The organism is Pseudomonas sp. FW305-3-2-15-C-LB1 (genome assembly GCF_058787615.1).
Genome location: NZ_JBYSZX010000007.1, coordinates 290,403 through 304,627 on the forward strand (window position 1 = coordinate 290,403; position 14,225 = coordinate 304,627).

Sequence of the window (14,225 nt, forward strand, 5' to 3'; positions counted from 1 at the left end):
ATGCATCCCAATGATGATGACCGCACCCAGTTCATGCCGCGTCCGGGTGGCCGGGTGCCGGAGCCTGTGCGTGCCGAACCTTCGCCCCTGGCCATGCCGGCCGCACCGATGCTCACCGGCAAGAGCCACGGCCTCAACCCGCTGGAAAGTGCCGCCGGTCCGCTGTTGGCGCTGCTGACGCGCCTGCGCAACACCATCGCCCACCCGGCGCCGGCCAGCTTGCGCGCACAATTGCTGGCCTACCTGCGCCAGTTCGAAGAGCGTGCCGAAGCCGCTGGCATCGCCCGTAACGAAGTGCTGCTGGCGCGTTACGCGCTTTGCACCGCGCTGGATGAGGCGGTGTTGAGCACGCCCTGGGGCAGCACCAGTGACTGGGGCAAGCAGAGCCTGCTGATCACCGTGCACAACGAGGCCTGGGGCGGCGAAAAAGTCTTCCAACTGTTGGACCACTGCCTGCAAAGCCCACGGGAACGCCTGTACCTGTTGGAGCTGTTGTACCTGTGCATGTGCCTGGGTTTCGAAGGCCGCTACCGCGTAATGAACGACGGTCGCAGCCAGCTGGAGACCCTGCGCGAACGCACCGCCGCGGCCATTCGCAGTGCGCGTGGCGAGCATGAGCGTGAGCTGTCGCCGCACTGGCGCGGCGTGACCGTGGCGCGCGATCGCCTGGCGCAATTCATGCCACCCTGGATCGCCGTTGCCATCGGTGTCGCGTTGCTGCTGGCGTTGCTGTTCGGCCTGCGCCTGAAACTGGCGGCGGATGCCGAACCGGTGTTCAAGAATATCCATGCCCTGGGCGAGATTCCGGTGCAAGCCATCGACCGTCCGGTGGCGCAGCCCAAAGTCATCGAGCGCCCGCGCCTGGCGGGCTTCCTGGTGGAAGACATCAAGGCCGGCCGCGTGGCGGTGGAGGATGCGGTCGACCGTTCCGTGGTGACCATTCGTGGCGATGAGCTGTTCGCCTCCGCCAGTTCCAGCATCGTCGACGACTACCAGCCGCTGATGCTGCGTATCGCCGACGCCATTCGCAAGGTCAAGGGCCAGGTGCGGGTGACCGGGCACAGTGACAACCGCCCGATTGCCACGCTGCGCTTCCCGTCCAACTGGGCGCTGTCCGAAGCGCGGGCCAAGTCGGTGCTGGAGATCCTGGCGGCCAAGACCGGCCAGGCCGAGCGCTTCAGTGCCGAGGGCCGCAGCGACACCGAGCCGGTGGCGACCAACGCCACTGCCGAAGGCCGTGCCCGCAATCGTCGGGTTGAAATCACCGTATTGGCGGAGGGCGTCGAGTGAAGGCGTTTTTCAGTTTCATGATTCGCTGGGTGATCCCCGTGCTGGGTTTGATTGCCCTGAGCCTGATCATCTGGTTTGTCGGGCCGTTGCTCGACGTGCTGGTACCGGAAGGCCGGCGCTGGGCGCTGATCGTCCTGGTATTCGCGGTATGGCTGGCCTACCGCGTGTTCCGCATCATCCAGGCCCGGCGTCAGGCCGCCGAAGTGATGCGCAGCCTGGCCGCCGAAACCCCGGCCGACCCCAACAGCGTCGCCACCGCCGAAGAACTCACCACCCTGCGCCAGCGCATGGACGAGGCCCTGGCCCTGCTGAAAAAGGCCAAGCTCGGTGGCGATGAGCGCCGCAACCTCTACGAACTGCCGTGGTACGTGATCATCGGCCCGCCGGGTTCGGGCAAGACCACCGCGCTGGTCAATTCCGGCCTGCATTTCCCGTTGGCCGCGCAACTGGGCGCCGGCGCCGTGCGTGGTGTCGGTGGTACGCGCAACTGCGACTGGTGGTTTACCGATCAAGCCGTGCTGCTCGACACCGCTGGCCGCTACACCACCCAGGACAGCAACTCCACGGTGGATAAGGCCGCGTGGCTGGGCTTCCTCGACCTGCTGAAAAAACAGCGCTCACGTCGCCCCATCGATGGTGCGTTTATCGCCATCAGCCTGTCGGACCTGCTGCTGGGCACTGACGCCGAGCGCGCCGCCCATGCCGCTGCCATCCGCCTGCGTATCCAGGAGCTGTACACCCAACTGGGCGTGCGCTTCCCGATCTACCTGATGCTGACCAAGCTCGACCTGGTGCCGGGCTTCATGGAGTTCTTCGACAACCTGAGCAAGGAGGAACGCGCCCAGGTGTGGGGCATGACCTTTGCCCTGGACGATGGCAAAAACAGCGACAGCCCATTGGCACACCTGCAAAGCGAGTTCGCCGGGCTGGAACAGCGCCTCAACGAACGCCTGGTCGAACGCCTGCAACAGGAGCGCGACCCGGCGCGGCGCGACCTGATCTACGGCTTCCCGCAGCAGTTCGGCGCGTTGAAGGACTGCCTGCAAAGCTTCCTCGAAGGCGTGTTCAAACCCAATGCCTTTGAAGAGCGCGTGTTGCTGCGCGGCGTGTACTTCACCAGCGGCACCCAGGAAGGCAGCCCGATTGACCGCCTGATCGGCGCCATGGCCCAGAGCATGAACCTGGACCGCCAGCACCTGGCGCGCCAGAGCGGCACCGGGCGCAGCTACTTCATCGAAAAACTCTTCACCGCCGTGGCGTTTGCCGAGCGTGGCCTGGTGGGGGTGAACCCGAAGGTCGAGCGGCGGCGCAAGTGGATTGCGCGGGGTGTGCTGGCCGCTACTGTGGCATTGGTCGTGGTGGTCAGCGGCCTGTGGTGGGTGAGTTACCGCGCCAACCAGGCCTACATCGCCCAAGTCGACCAGAAAGTCGCGCCGCTGGGCCAGGCCGTACAGAACCTGAGCCCGGCGCAGCGCGAAGTGCTCGCCGTGCTGCCGTTGCTCAACGCCGTGAAAAACCTGGCGGGCGATTCGCCGAGCTGGTCCGAAGGCCTGGGGCTGTATCAGGGCGATATGCTTGAAGCCGAGTCCGCCAGCGTCTACCGCAAGCTGCTGATCGCGGTGTTCGCGCCACGCCTGGTGACGCGCATCGAAGAACAACTGCACGGCGGCGGCAATTCCGACTTCCTCTACGAAGGCCTCAAGGCTTACCTGATGCTGGCTGACGCCGAGCATTACGACCCGGACTTCATCAAGGCGTGGATTGCCCTGGACTGGGACCGCAACCTGCCCCGCGACCTGCCGGCGGATCAGCGCCAGGCATTGGCCGGGCACTTGCAGTCGCTGTTCGAACGCCACCCGCCGAACGCGCGCCTGGATCAACGGCTGATCGACGACCTGCGCCGCCAGTTGCAACAACTGCCAGTGGCCCAGCGCGTATATGACCGGGTCAAGCGCCAGAAACTGCCCGAGGGCATCCCGGACTTTCGCCTCAACGAAGCCGCCGGCCGTGACGCCGCGCTGGTGTTCAGCCGCAAGAGCGGCAAGCCGCTGGGCGAGCCGTTGAGTGGCTTCTTCACCGCCAAGGGCTATCGCCAGGCGTTTCTGCTGAGCAGCCTGAACCAGACCGGCACCCTCGCTGAAGAACAGTGGGTGTTGGGCAACGAACAGGCTGACCAGCAGAACGTCGTGAGCCTGGCCGCCGATGTGCGGCGCCTGTATTTCCAGGATTACCAGCGCCAGTGGGATGCGTTGCTGGCGGACATCGACTTTGTGCCGATCACCAGCGTGGCCCAGGCGGCCGATGTACTGCGGGTGATTTCCGGCCCGACCTCGCCGCTGAAAAAACTGCTGGTGGCGGTGGCCAAGGAAACCGACCTGCAAGCCGAAGAGCGGCAACTGGCCGCCAAAGGCGTGCCGGTAGAAGGGGGCGTCGACAAGCTCAAGGAGCGCCTGGGCAGCCTGCTCGGCCAGGAGCAACCGACGGCCAATGCGCCTGCGGCGGCGGAGGATCCGGTGACCGCGCACTTCGCCCAGCTCAACAGCATTGTCAGCAAGAACGAAGGCGAACCGGCGGCTATCGACGGCCTGCTCACCGACATGAACGCGCTGTATGTGCAGGTCAGCGCCATGGTCGGCGCCAGCGGCGATGCGTTGCTCGGCGAGGCGAAGAACCAGGCAGCGGCTGCGGCCACGCGGGTCAGTCTGAATGCCGAGCGCCAGCCGCCGCTGGTGCAGGGCATGGTCAAGTCGGTGGTCAATTCCACCACCAACAGCATGATGGGCGGCGTGCGCAACCAATTGAACGCGGCCTGGGTCAGCGAAGTGGTCAACGTGTACCGCCAGTCCCTCGCCGGGCGTTACCCGATGTCGCCGGGCAGTGCACGGGATGCCACCCTGGATGACTTCGGCCAGTTCTTCGGCGTGGGCGGGGTGATGGATAACTACTTCCGCAAATACCTGCAGCCGTACGTGGACACTTCGGCGCAGACCTGGCGCTGGCAGCCGGGCGCGGCACAGAAACTCGGTATTGCTCCGGGCGTGCTGCAAACCTTCCAGCGAGCCGCGACGATCCGCGATGCGTTCTTCCGCTCCGGTGGCACCCAGCCAATCGTGCGGTTTGAACTCAAGCCAGTGTCGATGGACCCGACCATCACCCAGTTCCTGCTGGACTTGGACGGCCAGCAACTGAGCTACGACCACGGCCCCAGCCGCCCGGTGGCGATGCAATGGCCGAACCCCGGCAGCATTGGCGTGGTGCGGATTTCCATCATGCCGCCCTCGGCCAGTGGCCGTTCCGGCGTGACCCTGGACGGGCCGTGGGCCTGGTTCCGCTTGCTGGAGCAGTCGGATCTTACCGCCGGCAACTCACCGGACCGCTTCAACCTGCGCCTGCGCGTCGACGGTGCGAGCATCGCCTACGAGTTGCGCGCCAACAGTGCCTTCAACCCGTTCAAGAGCCGCGTGCTCAGTGGCTTCAGCCTGCCGGAGCGGCTATGACGACCCTGGGTTTCTACGGCAAGTTGGCCAACCGTGGCGACTTTGTCAGCCGCGCCTTGCCCCAGAGCTTTATCGGCCCGTGGGACAGCTGGCTGGCGGCGGGTTTGCTGGCCAGTCAGAACAGCCTCGGCGGTGAATGGCTCAATACTTACCTGGTCAGCCCGCTGTGGCGCTTTGTGCTGGCGCCGGGCGTGTGCGGGCCGGATGCGGCGGCTGGCGTGGTGATGCCGAGCATCGATCGGGTGGGGCGCTACTTCCCGCTGGCGGTGGTGGCGTTGCTCGATCACGACACCAATCCGGCCTCCCTGGTGGGCGGGCCGGACACTTGGTTCGAGCAGGCCGAGGCGCTGTTGCTCAGCACCCTGGATACCGGTGCGACCTTTGAAGGTTTCAACGATGGCCTCGATGGCCTGGGCTTGCCGGCGAGTGAGCCGCGTGCCGTGGACAGCCGTTTCGCCGGCCTGCAACGGGTGGCCGCGACCGTGCCGCAGCAGCGCATGACGGCCCTGGCCGAACAGGCCTGCGACGGCGCGAGCCTGTGGTGGGGGCGTGGTTCGCAACGTATTTCCCCTGGTTTGCTGCGGTGTCAGGGCCTGCCTGCCGCCAGCGATTTTGCGCAGTTTTTGCTCGGACAAGAAGGTGTGGTGTAGATGGGGTCGACGTACAAATCCGCGAGCAAAAGCCATGTGGGCATGGTCCGCCAGGTCAACGAAGACGCCTGCCTGGACCTGCCGGAAAACCGCCTGTGGGTAGTGGCCGACGGTATGGGCGGGCATGCGGCCGGCGACTATGTCAGCAGCCTGATCGTCGACAGCCTGCGCAGCGTGCCGGTGGGGCGCTCCCTGGATGAATACACGGCAGCGCTGCGCAATGACCTGCTGCGCATCAACGCAGCCGTGCGCGAAGAAACCGCCAACCGTGGCGTGACCATGATGGGCAGCACCGTGGTGGTGCTGGCCGCCCGTGGCCTGCGCGGTGTGTGCCTGTGGGCCGGCGACAGTCGCTTGTACCGCCTGCGCGACGGCGTGCTCGAAGGCATCTCCCGCGACCACAGCTACGTCCAGGACCTGCAGGACAGCGGCCTGCTCAGCGAAGCCGACGCGCGTACGCACCCGCGCGCCAACATCGTCACCCGTGCGATTGGTGTGGAAGCCCACTTGGACCTGGCGGTGGTCGACCTGCTGATCGCCCCCGGTGACAGCTACCTGCTGTGCAGCGACGGCCTGAACAAGACCGTCGAAGACCATGAAATCCGCGATGTGCTCAGCCACGACGCGCCGGACGAAATCGTGCGCAGCCTGGTGCACCTGGGGCTCAACCGTGGCGCGCCGGACAACATCACCGCCATTGTCGTGAAGGTATCGCCATGAACATCGTCATCCCCGGTTATGACATCGAAGGCGAGATCGGCGAAGGCGCCATGGCCAGCGTGTACCTGGCGACGCAGCGCTCGCTGGAGCGCAAGGTGGCGTTGAAGGTGATGGCGGCGGCGCTGGCGGCCGATCCAACCTTCTGCGAGCGCTTCCTGCGCGAGGGCAAGACCCTGGCGCGCTTGTCGCACCCGCACACGGTGACCATCCATGACATCGGCAATGTCGGTGAGCTGTACTACATGGCCATGGAATACCTGCCCAACGGCACCCTCAAGGAGCGCATCGCCGCCGGCATGACACCGGAGCAGGGTGTGACGCTGATCCGCCAGATCGCCTCGGCGCTGGGCTATGCCCACGCCCAGGGCCTGGTGCACCGCGATGTGAAACCGGCGAACATCCTGTTTCGCGCCGATGGCACGGCGGTGCTGTCCGACTTCGGTATCGCCAAGTCGCTGGATGACCGCACGCAATTCACCCAGGCCGGGTTTGCCGTGGGCACCCCCAGCTACATGAGCCCGGAACAGGCGCGGGGCCAAGAGATCGATGGCCGCGCCGACCTGTATGCGCTGGGCGTGGTGCTGTACGAGATTCTGGTCGGCAAGCTGCCTTACACCGGCACCGATGCACTCTCCACGGCGCTGGCGCACCTGACCGAACCGCTGCCGGAACTGCCGGTGCACCATGGCCGTTATCAGGACGTGCTGCGCAAGCTGTTGGCCAAGGACCCGGCTGAGCGTTTCCCGGATGCGGCGGCGCTGTTGCGCGCCTTGGACAACCTGCCGGCGGACTCTCCGGAAGCCACCCTGGTGCGGCCGTTGCCGATTCCGATGAGTTTCGACCTGGCGGGCATTACCCCGGAGTCCATCGAGATTCCCAGTGATAAACCCCAGCCGGTGCGCCAACCGGTGGTGCCGCCGACCCAGCACAGCGAGCAGCGCCGTGGGCCGGTGTTGGCGCTGGCGGCGGTTGCAGTGGCGGTTGCACTGGCGATTGGCGGTGCGAGCTACTGGTGGTTGAGCGGTAGCGACGAGCCGGTGGTCAAACCGCCCGCTGCCGAGGTGCCGAAAGTCACGCCACCGCCGCCAGTGGTCGCCGAAGCGGATGGCGGCCAACGCCCGTTGCTCATGGCCGGCAAGAAGACCCTGTTCCAGCGCGTGCTCAGCAAGCCGGGCGCAAAGCTTTCGACCGATGCGGGCAGCGCGCCAGGCAAGGCCCTGCCGGCGTTTTCCGTGCTCTATGTGTACCAGCGCAAGGACGTCGACGGCAGCCCGTGGGTGCGTGTCGGCGCGGCCACCGATGGGCGCAGCGACGGTTGGTTGCCTGCGTCTCAAGTCAGCGACTGGAAGCAGAGCCTGGTGCTGAAATTCACCGAGCGCTCGGGCCGGGCGCCGGTGATGTTCCTGCGCCAATCCGGCGAAGTGGAAAAGCTGCTGGCTGACCCTTCCGCCGCCAAAGGCGTGCTGGCCAAGGCGCAGAAAAACAGCGAAGACAACAGCCAGATCCTGGCGTTGGAACCTGCCGCCAGCGCCGTCCCGCAGAACCAGTTCTACCTGTTGCCGATCTTCGACTCCAAAGAGAGCTTCGACGAAAACGGCCAACCGGTGCAGTTACTCAATGTCGCCTCCATCGACCCCGGCGGCAGCGCGGCCGCCAAACCCGCGACGCCGGTGATGAATGCAAACGCCGACGCCTTCCGCACGGCCGTGGTGCTGGTGGTGGACACCACCGTGTCGATGCAGCCCTATATCGACCAGATCCGCGATGTGGTGCACGAGTTGCAAACCCGCATCGCCGAGCGCGGCGAGTTGGACAGTGTCAGCTTCGGCATGGTCGGTTTTCGCAGCAGCATCAAGAAAACCCCGGGCCTGGAATACGTGGCCAAGACCCTGATCAGCCTCGATCAGGGCCGCGATCCGCAACGCTTCCTCGACATGGCGCGCCAGGTCAAGGCGTCCACCGTGTCCAGCCACTCCTTCAACGAAGATGCGTTCGCCGGGGTGATGCAGGCGGTAGACGGCATGGATTGGTCCGGTTATGGCGGGCGCATCATCCTGCTGGTTACCGACGCCGGTGCGCTGCGCAAGAATGACCCGTTCGCCGCCACCCAGATGAACGAAGCCGAAGTGCGCCAGGCCGCGCTGGGCAAGCAGATCAAGATCTACGCCTTGCACCTGCGCACCGACGCCGGCAAGAAAACCCACGCCGGTGCCGAGAGCCAGTACCGCATCCTCACTGCCGACGCCAACCCGCAGATTGGCGACCTGTACACCGCGGTGCCCGGTGGCGATGTGCGCAAGCTCGGCGAGCGGGTGGATGAGATCGGCACGGTGTTCGCCAACCTTGTGCATCAGGTGCGCAGCAACACGCCGCAGCCGGTGCCGTTGCTGAGCAGCGCACCGAGCCTGGCGGATAAGTCCGCAGCGGTCGGCTATGCCATGCACATGGATTTCCTCGGCCGCAAAACCGCGAGCCAGGCGCCGCAACTGGTCAGCGCCTGGACCGCCGACCGCGACCTGACCAACCCGGCACTGCCGGCGTTCCAGGTGTGCGTGATGCTGACCAAGTTGCAGCTCAACGATCTGCAGCAGTCACTGAAACTGATCGTCGACGCGGCGCGCAAGACCCAGACCTCGCCCAAGGACTTCTTCCAGGAAATCGCCAGTGCCTCGGCCTACATGAGCCGGGACCCGCAGGCCCTGCGCAAGGGCGGCAATCTGGCCGACGGCGGCATTCTCGGCGAATACCTCGAAGGCCTGCCGTACCGCAGCAAATCGCTGAACATGACCCAGGACCTGTGGTTGTCGTTGAGCGTGGCCGAGCAGGAAGACTTTATTGACGAGCTGGACTCGAAAATCCGCCTCTACGAAACCTTCCACAATGACCTGGCCAACTGGGTCCGTTTCGGCGATGCCGAGCCGGGCGATGCGTTGTACCGCGTTCCGTTGTCGACGTTGCCGTGATGCTCACCCTGAACGCGGTGCACAAGAGCCGGGGCGTCGGTAGCCAGCGCTATAGCCTGGTGATCCCGGCGCTGGCGTTGCGTGCGGGCGAGCAAGTGGCGATTGTCGGGCCCAGCGGTTGCGGCAAAAGCACCTTGCTCGACCTGCTGGCGCTGGTCTTGGCACCGGATCAGGTCGGGCAGTTCGAGTTTTATCAGCAGGACATTGCCGGGCTGTGGCGCGCTGATCGGCAATCCGCATTGGCCGCGCTGCGCAGCCAGCACTTGGGCTATGTGCTGCAAACCGGCGGCCTGCTGGGCTTTCTCGATGTGCGCGGCAATATTGCCTTGTCCCGGCAACTGCTGGGCTTGAAGGACGATGGCAGCGTGGCGCGCCTGGCCGAGCAATTGGAGATCAGCGACCAGTTGGCCAAGAAACCGGCGACGCTGTCGGTGGGGCAGCGCCAGCGCGTCAGTTGTGCCCGCGCCCTGGCCCATGCGCCGCAACTGGTGCTGGCGGACGAGCCGACAGCGTCCCTCGACCCCCTGAATGCCGAGCGCGTGATGCACGCATTGCTGGCCCAGGCCCGTGAACACCGTGCAGCCTGTGTGATCGCCACCCACGACGAGCCCCTGGCCCGCGCCAGTGGCTTGCAGGTGCGACGCATCAGTTGCCGTCGCGACACCGATGGCGGCGTCACCGCCACCCTCGGGGAGGTGTGCTGATGCGCATCGGTCTGGTGGCGTCGCTGGCCTGGCAGGATTACCGCAACGATGCCTGGCTGTCGGCCTGTTCGGTGCTGGCGCTGGTGGCGGTGATCGCGCCGCTGCTGGTGTTATTCGGCCTGAAATTTGGACTGGTTAGCAGTTTGACCGAACGTTTGCAGACCGACCCCGCCACCCGTGAAATTATTCCGTTGGGCGGTGGTCGATTCAGCAGTGCGTTTATCGAGCAACTGGGCGAGCGCAGTGAGGTGGCGTTCGCCATACCGCGTACGCGGCAGATTGCGGCGACGGCGCAAGTGGGCATGTTGGCCCTGGAGATGCTGCCGACCGCGTCCGGTGACCCACTGCTGGCCGGCCTGCCGGTGCCCAAGGGCCTGGACCAGATTGTGCTGAGCCACACCGCTGCCGAAAAGCTGGCGGCGCGGCCTGGCGATTGGCTGGAAACCAGCTTTGCACGACAAGTGGCCGGGCGCGTCGAAGCCCAGCGCACGCGCGTGCAGGTGCTGGCGGTGTTGCCGCTGGAAGCCTTTGCTCGTGACGGTTTGTTTGCCGACCTGGGTTTGCTGGAAGCGGCGGAAGATTACCGCGATGGCCGCGCAGTGCCAGGCCTGGGTTGGGACGGGGAGGCTGCAGGCGTCAGTGAGCAGCGCGTGTACCCGGCGTTCCGCCTGTATGCCCGCAACCTTACCGATGTGGAGCCGCTGCGGGTGTACTTCGCGGGGCAGAACCTGTTGGTGTCGACCCAGGCGCAGACCATCGCGCAGGTGCAGTCGTTGAGCCGCAACCTGTCGATCGTGTTCTGGGTGATCTGCGGGCTGGCGTTGGCGGGGGCGTTTGCGGCCATTTTTGCCGGCGCCCTGGCCTGCGTCGCGCGCAAGCGGCGTGAGTTATCAGTGTTGCGCCTGTTGGGGTTTTCCACCGGTGGGTTGTTGTTATTCGTGGTGGTGCAGGCGCTGTACAGCGCGGGTTTCGCCGCCGTACTCAGTGCCGGGCTGTATGGCCTGGCCGAGTCGGGCTTGAATGAATTATTCGTGCAGGTGCCGGGCGAACACGCCAGCCACCTGCTGGCGCGCCATTACGGCCTGGCCCTGGTTGCAGTCCTCGGCGTCAGCGCCGTGGCGGCGGCGTGTGGTGGTTGGCGAGTGGCGCGGATCCAGGCTTCTGAAGGAATCAGAGATGTATAAGTTGCTGGGCGCCTGTGTGGCGCTGACCCTGGCCTCGATGGCCTGGGCCGATGAGGCGAGTGACAAGCTCGACAACCCCAAGCCGTTGGAAGGCGACGTCAGCCTGCCGTTGCCTTGTGAAGGCAACATGGTGTTCCGCTACGCCTACGTGTTGGCCCAGGGCACCCTGGATGACCGCGAGATCAGCCTCGGCTACCCCTTTGCCGAAGGCGAGGCGGGTTATCAGCAATCGTTTATTTCCGGCTACCGTCGCGACTTCATCAATGGCCAGTTCACCCTCAAGGACCTGCCCAAGGACTGGAACAAAGTCATCGCGCCGTTGATGCCGAAGACCGACGCCAAGACTCCGCTCAAGCCCATGCTGTACTTCATCGGCAAGTACGAAGTGACCGCGCGCCAGTACGCCCAGGTGATGTCCCAGGCGCAGTCCCTGGCCAGTGGCGAACCGGCGCCGGCGTGCGATGCGCCGACCGGCATGGCCGGGCGCCTGCCCAAGGTGAAACTGTCGCGCTTTGAAGCCGAGCGCTTCTCGGCGGTGTACAGCGCCTGGCTGATGAAATACCACCGCGACTTGCTGCCGGTGAGTGGCCGTGGTTCCTCGGCGGATGACGGCGGACTGGGTTTTGTGCGCCTGCCCACCGAAGTGGAGTGGGAGTTCGCTGCGCGCGGCGGCCATGCGGTGAGCCGCCAGGACCTGGAAGGGCGCCTGTTCCCGCGCCGTGTCGACGGCAGCGACAGCGACGGCCCGCTCAGTGATTACGCGGTGTTCAACCAGGTCGCCGGTGGTACCGGCCAGGCTGCGCGCCTGATGCCCATCGGTACCAAATTGCCCAATCCGATTGGTATGTTCGACGTGATCGGCAACGCTGCGGAAATGGTCCAGGAATCGTTCCAACTGGTCCACGCCGGGCGCCGCCAGGGCACCTACGGTGGCTTTGTGGTCAAGGGCGGCAACTACCTGGAAGGCGAGGGCACGCTGTTCACCGGCATGCGCCGCGAATACCCCCTGTTTGCCGCCGATGGCACCGAGCAGAGCAACGAGACCACCGGTTTCCGCGTGGCGATCGGCGCGCTGTCGGCGCCACGTTCGCGCTACAAGGAGCTGTTCGCCCAATGGCAGAAAGAGGGCCGCCTGGCCTCGCTGACCGACGCCATCGACGACGCCCAGGACCCGACCAAGCGCCTGGACAGCATCATCGCCGCCAGCGTCGATCCCAAACTGCAAGCCGAGCTGGGGCTGGTCAACGAAGAGCTCAAGCGCAACGTCTCGCTGATCGCCCAGCAACGCGAAGAAGCGGCGGGCAACCTGATTCAGTCGGCCGCGTTGGTGGCCGAGACCATCGCCAACTACAACATCCGCCTGGCCAACCTGCAGAAGAGTCGCCAGCAGGCCCTGGACAACAAGGACGCGGCCAGCGCGCAACTGTTCGAGATGGCCATTACCAATGGCCGCAGCGCCCTCGACGGCGCAGTGGCGATCTATATCGACAACCTGGCCACCGGCACGCGCTACACCGATGCGGTGATCCAGGCGCAGTTTCAACGGATCAAGGAAGAGTTGGATCGCAAGCCGGTGCTCGGCAAGAGCCTGGTGACGCGCGCAACACTGTTCGTTCGCCATGTCGGCAACTACCGCAAGCAACAGCGGGCCGACCCGGCAACGATCTTGAAGGAATTGCTCGCAGCGAGCGGTCAGCGATGAGCGCTGGCTGTATAGCGAGCTTGGAAGGGACTCAGGCGGCGGTGGGCCGTGCTGGGCAAGTCAAACTTAAAAGAGAACACACCTATGCTTTTTTCCCGTAAGGCGGTTTCCAAGCGTCACTTGCTGCTGATCGCGGCTGGCTTCAGCACTGTGCTGACCGGTTGCGCCACATCGCCGGCCTCCAAGGTCGCGTCGAGCACCAAGGTCGAGTACTACCCCAACTGCTATGAGCCCGTGCAGCACTTGCGCGCCACCGACTCGAACATGACCAAGTCGGTCGTGACCGGTGCGGCCATCGGCGCTGCCGGCGGTGCCCTGCTCGGCGCCCTGACCGGCGACAAGGAAAAACGTGGCCGTAATGCGGCCATCGGTGCTGCGGGCGGCGCCCTGGCCGGCGGTGCAGCGGGTTACTACACCGAACGTCAGAAGCAGATCGCCGATGACAACCAGCGTATTGCCTCATATGCGGCTGATGTGAACAAAAGCGTCTCCGACATCGACCGCAGCACGGCGTACGCCAAGGCGTCCCAGCAGTGCTACCAGAGCGCGTTCACCAAGTTGGTGGCTGATCGCAAAGCCAAGACCGTCAACGACACCGAAGGCCGCAAGCGCCTGGCGGAAATCGTCTCGGGCCTGAAGGAATCCAATGACCTGATCGTTGCGGTCAACGGTAAAGCCGCCGAAGACCTGAACAACTACACCCAGGCCTACGAGAAAGACCTGCAACAGGTTGGCGTACAGCGTACTGACGTGGTCACCGTGGCCAAGGCCGACACAACACCTGTTGTGACATCGGGCAAGAAGAAAGGCACAGGCACCAAACCGCCGAAAAAGCCGGTTCTGCCAACCGTACCCACAGAAGCGGTGAGCACCGAGAAGACCTTCCAGACTGCCCAGGTCAAGCAAGCTGAAAGCAAGCAGGTCGCCAGCGCCGGTAAAACTCAGCTCGAAGGCAGCTGCCGCGATCCGAACCTGGCCGACTGGGCGCCGGTTCCTTGCCCAAACGTTTAAGTAATATGCTGCTATAAGCGTCAAACGCCAGCCGATCTTCCGCTAATGCGCAAGATCGGTGGCGTTCTTTTTGCAAATCGTTAAACTGCTGCGGCCACTCAATAATTACACCGAGGCCGTGTGCATGAAATTCCGTCTTCTCCTGTGGGTGCTGGGCCTGATGATGGGCAAAGCCAGCCGCACCAATCCTGCCTTCCAGCAACAGTTGGGCGATAAAGACCTGGCGTTCCAGTTGCAGACCCTCGACGGCAAGGTTGCCCGTCACTTCATCGTCAAAGACCAGCGCATCACCAGCCGCTCGGGTGTTCACCCGGCGCCGGCGTTTGCCATCGCGTTCAAAGACGCCGCCTATGGCTTCGCCACGATGCAGGCGAAGAACAAGCAGCTGGCGTTCATGACGGGGATCCAGGACAAGTCGATCCAGATCAAGGGCAACCCGGCGCTGGTGATCTGGTTCCAGGGGTTGACCAAGTACTTGAAGCCGAAGAAAAAGAAATAGAGCGT

10 protein-coding genes are annotated in these 14,225 nt (G+C 64.8%); all 10 read left to right on the forward strand.

Annotated features, from left to right (window positions below; genetic code table 11):
- The 10 genes from AC3WP7_RS16610 (at window position 1) to AC3WP7_RS16655 (ending at window position 14,220) form a co-directional block, all read left to right on the forward strand.
- Complete coding sequence (locus AC3WP7_RS16610; RefSeq protein ID WP_092241646.1) at window positions 1–1,290, forward strand: DotU family type VI secretion system protein; 1,290 nt, start codon at window positions 1–3, stop codon at window positions 1,288–1,290.
- On the forward strand, window positions 1,287–4,787 hold the full coding sequence (gene tssM, locus AC3WP7_RS16615; RefSeq protein WP_092241648.1) for a type VI secretion system membrane subunit TssM: 3,501 nt from the start codon (window positions 1,287–1,289) through the stop codon (window positions 4,785–4,787). The genes AC3WP7_RS16610 and tssM overlap by 4 nt, the downstream gene beginning before the upstream one ends.
- Window positions 4,784–5,437, forward strand: a complete 654-nt coding sequence (gene tagF / locus AC3WP7_RS16620) for a type VI secretion system-associated protein TagF (RefSeq protein ID WP_102592218.1) — start codon at window positions 4,784–4,786, stop codon at window positions 5,435–5,437. The genes tssM and tagF overlap by 4 nt, the downstream gene beginning before the upstream one ends.
- Entirely contained in the window at window positions 5,438–6,157 is a 720-nt protein-coding gene (locus AC3WP7_RS16625) for a PP2C family protein-serine/threonine phosphatase (protein WP_092241650.1), read from the forward strand.
- Window positions 6,154–9,120 (forward strand): serine/threonine-protein kinase, encoded by a 2,967-nt coding sequence (locus tag AC3WP7_RS16630; protein WP_102592219.1) that lies wholly within the window; start codon window positions 6,154–6,156, stop codon window positions 9,118–9,120. Before AC3WP7_RS16625 ends, AC3WP7_RS16630 begins: the two co-directional genes overlap by 4 nt.
- Window positions 9,120–9,824: an ABC transporter ATP-binding protein gene (locus AC3WP7_RS16635; protein WP_093527163.1), complete on the forward strand. Its 705-nt coding sequence runs from the start codon at window positions 9,120–9,122 to the stop codon at window positions 9,822–9,824. The genes AC3WP7_RS16630 and AC3WP7_RS16635 overlap by 1 nt, the downstream gene beginning before the upstream one ends.
- The gene (locus tag AC3WP7_RS16640; protein ID WP_092241656.1) at window positions 9,824–11,008 is read left to right on the forward strand and encodes an ABC transporter permease family protein; all 1,185 of its coding nucleotides are present in this window, start codon (window positions 9,824–9,826) and stop codon (window positions 11,006–11,008) included. Before AC3WP7_RS16635 ends, AC3WP7_RS16640 begins: the two co-directional genes overlap by 1 nt.
- A complete protein-coding gene (locus tag AC3WP7_RS16645; RefSeq protein WP_071488085.1) occupies window positions 11,001–12,710 on the forward strand; it encodes a formylglycine-generating enzyme family protein in 1,710 nt (569 codons plus the stop codon). Before AC3WP7_RS16640 ends, AC3WP7_RS16645 begins: the two co-directional genes overlap by 8 nt.
- An 84-nt stretch (window positions 12,711–12,794) precedes the next feature.
- Window positions 12,795–13,721, forward strand: a complete 927-nt coding sequence (tagQ, locus tag AC3WP7_RS16650; RefSeq protein ID WP_102592220.1) for a type VI secretion system-associated lipoprotein TagQ — start codon at window positions 12,795–12,797, stop codon at window positions 13,719–13,721.
- Window positions 13,722–13,845: 124 nt separating this feature from the next.
- Window positions 13,846–14,220: a hypothetical protein gene (locus tag AC3WP7_RS16655; RefSeq protein ID WP_003195530.1), complete on the forward strand. Its 375-nt coding sequence runs from the start codon at window positions 13,846–13,848 to the stop codon at window positions 14,218–14,220.
- The last annotated feature ends 5 nt before the right edge of the window (window positions 14,221–14,225 follow it).